The 5,561-nt window shown below is 31.6% G+C and carries 6 protein-coding genes; all 6 read right to left on the reverse strand.

Features of this window, described 5'->3' with window-relative positions:
* Window positions 1–185: GtrA family protein (locus PTI45_RS22275; RefSeq protein ID WP_175425253.1), on the reverse strand; the 185-nt coding region annotated here is incomplete at its 3' end.
* Window positions 178–1,164 carry a glycosyltransferase family 2 protein gene (locus PTI45_RS22280; RefSeq protein WP_069329791.1) on the reverse strand — a complete coding sequence of 329 codons (987 nt, stop codon included), beginning with the start codon at window positions 1,162–1,164 and terminating at the stop codon, window positions 178–180. The genes PTI45_RS22280 and PTI45_RS22275, both read right to left, overlap by 8 nt.
* Window positions 1,165–1,442: 278 nt before the next feature.
* Window positions 1,443–1,982: a dTDP-4-dehydrorhamnose 3,5-epimerase gene (gene rfbC / locus PTI45_RS22285; RefSeq protein ID WP_069329792.1), complete on the reverse strand. Its 540-nt coding sequence runs from the start codon at window positions 1,980–1,982 to the stop codon at window positions 1,443–1,445.
* An 11-nt stretch (window positions 1,983–1,993) separates the two neighbouring features.
* Window positions 1,994–2,737 carry a sugar phosphate nucleotidyltransferase gene (locus PTI45_RS22290; RefSeq protein WP_069329793.1) on the reverse strand — a complete coding sequence of 248 codons (744 nt, stop codon included), beginning with the start codon at window positions 2,735–2,737 and terminating at the stop codon, window positions 1,994–1,996.
* A 36-nt stretch (window positions 2,738–2,773) separates the two neighbouring features.
* Window positions 2,774–3,697 (reverse strand): NAD-dependent epimerase/dehydratase family protein, encoded by a 924-nt coding sequence (locus PTI45_RS22295; protein ID WP_069329794.1) that lies wholly within the window; start codon window positions 3,695–3,697, stop codon window positions 2,774–2,776.
* On the reverse strand, window positions 3,694–5,561 hold a 1,868-nt coding region (locus PTI45_RS22300; RefSeq protein ID WP_175425254.1), incomplete at its 5' end, for a glycosyltransferase. The genes PTI45_RS22300 and PTI45_RS22295, both read right to left, overlap by 4 nt.

Consider the following 5,561-nt stretch of genomic DNA (forward strand, 5'->3'; position numbering starts at 1 on the left):
CTAGTAAATACATACTTTTTATTTGTAAAAAAAGCAAATAGTACTGAGACTAACCAAGCGATAGAAGTAGCTACTTTAAAATCCATGCCAACTACATTAGCAAGTAAAAAGTAAACTGCTATATTAATCAACGTAGTTAACACACCAAAAATCAAATAACTTATTATTTCTTTTTTATTATTCATGATTCGATCCATTTTTATGTTTTTCAGGATCGCTAGGGGTAACTTTAACATTATTATACTCATTTATAAAATATAATGGTCTTCTTTTAGTTTCGTTAAATACTCTGCCTAAGTATTCTCCAATAATACCTAAAGAAATCAATTGTATTCCACCTATAAATAAAATAACAGTCATTAAAGAAGGATAGCCTTCTACTGGATTACCATAAATTAAAGTTTTAATAATAACCCATATCATGTATATAAAAGCACATAGAGAAATAATAGAACCAAATGCAGCCGAAAACCTTAAAGGAGTAATAGTAAACGACGTTATTCCTTCAATAGCTAATTCAAATAATTTAAAATAATTCCACTTAGTTTCACCAGCAAATCTAGCATCTCTATCAAATAAAATCTCTTTTTTGTTAAATCCAATCCAACTAAACATTCCTTTAGTATACCGTTGTGTTTCTCTTAACAATTTTAATGCCTCAATACATCTCTTATCTAATAATCTAAAATCGCCTGTATCTTGTTGTATAGGAATTCTAGTTAATTTTTGCAATAAGCGATAAAAAGCTTCTGAAGTCCATTTTTTAAAAAAGGATTCTCCTTCTCGACTATTACGCTTAGCAAAAACATCATCATAACCCTGCTCCCATAATTCAATCATCTGAGGTATAAGTTCAGGAGGATCTTGAAGATCAGCATCTATAATAATAAGTGCATCACCTTTAGAATAATCAAAACCTGCCATCATTGCAATTTCTTTGCCAAAATTTCTTGACAGATCAATAAAAGAGACTCTATCATCTTCAGACTTCAACTTCTTTATTATATTAACTGTGTTATCTTTACTTCCGTCATTAACAAATAACAATTCAAAATCATAGCATTTTGTATTTTTTTCAATTGTATTTATTAATCGGTTATATAATTCGTATAATACTGCTTCTTCATTATAAGCAGGAATCAGTATAGTAATCTTTTTTCTCATTTAAACTCCCCTAAACTGATCTTTTTTCTAAATGTTAATCACAACCTTACTGACTTAGAAGTTACATCGAATTCTTTTAACACAAAGGACTATTTGAATTCTATTAAAAATTCCTTTAACCTTTATTAGAACGTATAATGAAATAGAATGCATGTGAATTATACAATAAATACTATGCTGACAATTTATATCATTTTAATATCATAATTTTATATTTTTAAAATTATGAACCATTTGTATAGAATATAATTTAACGTATAGCATTCTAGACTTATTGTTTAAATTTCTGCGTCTTTTAATAAAGGATGATGTTTATCTTTATCGGATAATACCGGATTCGATACAGGCCAATCAATACTTAAAGATGGATCATCCCAAGCAATACCGCGATCATGCTCAGGCGAGTAATACTCATCAACTTTATAAATAACTTGAGTATTCGCTACTAACGTACAGAATCCATGTGCAAACCCTTGCGGAACTAACAATTGACGTTTATTCGCATCACTTAAAATAAATCCTTGCCATTGTCTAAATGTAAGTGAATCTTTACGAATATCCACAATCACATCATAAATCGAACCAGATATGACACGAATCAATTTTGTTTGTGCTTTAGGATTCAATTGGTAGTGCATTCCTCTCAGTACTCCAGGTTCAGCAGAAAGAGAATGATTGTCTTGAATAAAATTATGTTTAATTCCATTTTCGTGCATTAATTTTTCATTATAACTTTCCATAAAAAATCCACGATGGTCGCCATGAACAACAGGTTCGATGAGCTTAGCACCCTCTAATGTTAAAGATGTGACTTTCATGATGATCCTCCTTACAGTTTAAGCTTACCAAACTCTTCACCAAATACGATTTCTTGTGCTAATTCATTTGCTTTTGCAAGAGATGCGTGTGTACCAGCGTCTGTCCACCAACCAGTAAGAATATCAAATGTTAGCTCACCACGTTCAATATAAGCATTGTTTACATCTGTGATTTCTAATTCACCACGGTCAGATGGTTTTAATGTTTTAACAATATCAAATACATTGTTATCAAACATATAAATACCTGTTACAGCGAAATCGCTTTTAGGTGCTTTTGGTTTTTCTTCAATTGAAATAATACGTTCGCCGTCCATTTCAGCTACACCATAACGCTGTGGATCATGAACCTGTTGTAGCAACAATTTAGCACCTTGTTTTTGCTCACGGAAATTTTGTACAAATGGAGCAATATCATCAGCAAATACATTGTCTCCTAAGATAACAACCATTTGGTCATCCGCTACAAAGTGTTCTGCTAGATCCAAAGCTTGTGCAATTCCACCTGCTTCATCCTGCACTTTGTATGTAAATGTAACGCCCATATCCCTACCGCTACCTAGTAAGTTAACTACATCGCCCATATGGTCTTTACCTGTAACGATCAAGATATCTTTGATATCAGCTTGTTTTAATTTATAAACTGAGTGGAAAATCATTGGATATTTGCCAACAGGTAAAAGATGTTTATTGGTTACTTTGGTTAATGGATACAGGCGTGAACCTGTACCACCTGCTAAAATAATACCTTTCATAAATAAAACTCCTCCTGATTATTACCTAATTTAACCCTATTTAATAGAAGTATTTTGATAATATTTAATTGTCTCTACTAGACCTTCGTAAAGATTATACTTATTACTCCAACCCAATACAGACCCAGCATATTGATTGCTAAGTGAACTATACTTAATATCGCCTATTCTCTGATCCATATAAGATGCAAATTTATCATTTTTCAATATTTTACATATTGTTTCAAATAATTCTGTAATTGTAATTTCAGTTTGACTGCTAATGTTCATAATACAATTATCCCCATTTTTCAAAGCGGCAATATTAGCACTTACAATATCTTTAACATAAATAAAGTCACGAGTTTGAGTACCATCTCCATGAATAATGACTTCTTGATTAGAAAGAATTCTGTCCAAAAATATAGAGATAACTCCTCCTTCTCCTTGAGGATCTTGTCTTTCACCATAAGCATTGCTATATCGGAAAATTGTATACTCGAAATTATACAGATTAGAATAAACTTGAATATAAAATTCAGGTGTTAATTTAGAAATACCATATGGAGAGAGCGGTAAAAGTTTTGCATCTTCTTTAACAGGAATAGCTTCCGGATAACCATAAACTGCTGCAGAAGAAGCATAAATAATTTTCTTGACATTCGTCTTTTTACAACACTCTAAAATGTTGATAGTTCCATTAATATTAATACTTTCATCTTGTAAAGAATCTATTACAGAATGAGCTACACTTATTTGAGCAGCATGATGTATAACAATTTCCGGATTAAAGCTTTCAAAAATATCTATAATTTTTTCATTACGAATATCGACTTCAAAGAATCTAGCTGAAGAATTAACATTTTCTATTTTACCAGTAGATAAATTGTCTAAAATACATACATCATGATTATCACTAACCAATTGATCCACAATATGTGAGGCAATAAATCCTGCGCCACCTGTTACTAATATTCTCATACTTTAACCTCTCGTGTTCCTTTATTTAAGTAATACATATCTTCTAGTGTATCAATGGTAGGATCCCATTTCCATTCTTGAGCAGTTTTCTTTCCATTTTCAATCAATCGTTGTCTTAATTCAACATCTTCAATAAGAGCTTTAATAGCATTTTTTGCACCTTCAACATCACCAATTTTTACAACTAAAGCATTATGATTATTTATAATATATTCATCATGTCCAGTTACATCTGCTACAACACAAGTTCCACCGCAAGCCATCATTTCCAATGGAGGTCCAAAGAACCCTTCTACTCTACTTAATTTCACTAAAATATCGCAACTAGAATAAATTTGATGCATTTGGCTCATTGGAACTTTTTCAAAGAAAACATCACATTTCCATTCTTTTTTTGGCTTGCCTGCAGAGCTAATACACCATACTTCGCAATCCAAATCTTTAACAGCATTAAAAGCATCTTCCATACCTTTGAAAGGAATATCAATAGGTCCTTCTAAAAGAACTCTAACTTTATCTCCTTTTTTTGTAATAGGATCACTTTGAAAAATAATATCATCATCTAATCCATTAGGAACATAAGTTGCTTCTTGTCCAAATTCTTCTTTCAACCACTTTTGGATCCACTTAGCTTCAGTCATATATTCATAATTAAATTTATAAGAATCCCAAGCTTTTTTACTTTCAAATGATCCGGCACTATAAAAACGGCTCTCATCAGACTGCACAAAATATACTTTACGTTTTGCATTAATATCAGCAATTGTATATGCAGTACTCCAACCGGTTGCTACTAATATATCAATATTATTCGGAGCTTGTTCGATGCCCACAATTTCAACTTTTTGGTTAGGAAACCAGTTGATTTCTCGATGAATATCTTCTGTAATTAGCAAAACATCGTATCCACGATTTAATAAACGATTGGCATGTTGACATACCACTGCGATACCCCCAGATATTCCACAACCAGGAATTAGATATGCAATTTTAGGCTTCATTTCAATAACTATTTTATGTTCTTTAATCATTAAGTCGAACCAACGATTGTCTTCTTCTTTAAAAGAAAGTTCAAGATTGTTACCATGTAATCTAAGATTAGTTAACATTAACGGGATAGATTTAAATTTGTAACCTTGGTATGCCATTCTTAACCACAGTTCATGATCTTCTCGATAACGCATGTTTGTTTTTAAGCCACCAACTGCCCTAACAGCATCTAACCTCAACATGACTGTGCTTTGACAAGGAACACACATTTCAAGTAATTCTTCATATCCACAGTCGGGACTTAGAACTTCTTGGCCATTTTCAATATCAATAACACGTGATCCATCTACTAAAGCTTTCCAACCGCCATACACTACATCAGCTTTAAATTCATGAATGTAATCTAATGACACTTCAAGACGATTAGGCTCTGCAATATCATCACTATCTTGAAAAGCTAAAAACTCTCCTCTTGCTTCACGAATCGCTTTATTACGGCCTCTTACAGCATTTCCACTATTATTAAAATATTTAAAAATACGTACTTTTTCATGTTTAGAATATTCATCAACTATTTTTAATGTTTCTGGAGGAGAACCATCACATACAATAATTAGTTCAAAATTTGTATATGTTTGATTTAAAATCGAATTTATACTTTCTCTTAATACATCTGTACGATCGTAAACTGGAATAACCACACTAATTTTCGGAATATTTTTAATTTCATCTTCTACATATTTATTGACAGTAGGAGGAGCTAATTCTTTTTTGCTTACGACTTTTTTTATAGCCCATTTGGGATTTGTAAATCCTTTTATAGCCCATCTTTTATATTTTTTTAAATGTGTTAGCATTTTCCAAGAACGAGAGT

Source organism: Paenibacillus nuruki (genome assembly GCF_001721045.1).
GTDB lineage: Bacteria > Bacillota > Bacilli > Paenibacillales > Paenibacillaceae > Saccharibacillus > Saccharibacillus nuruki.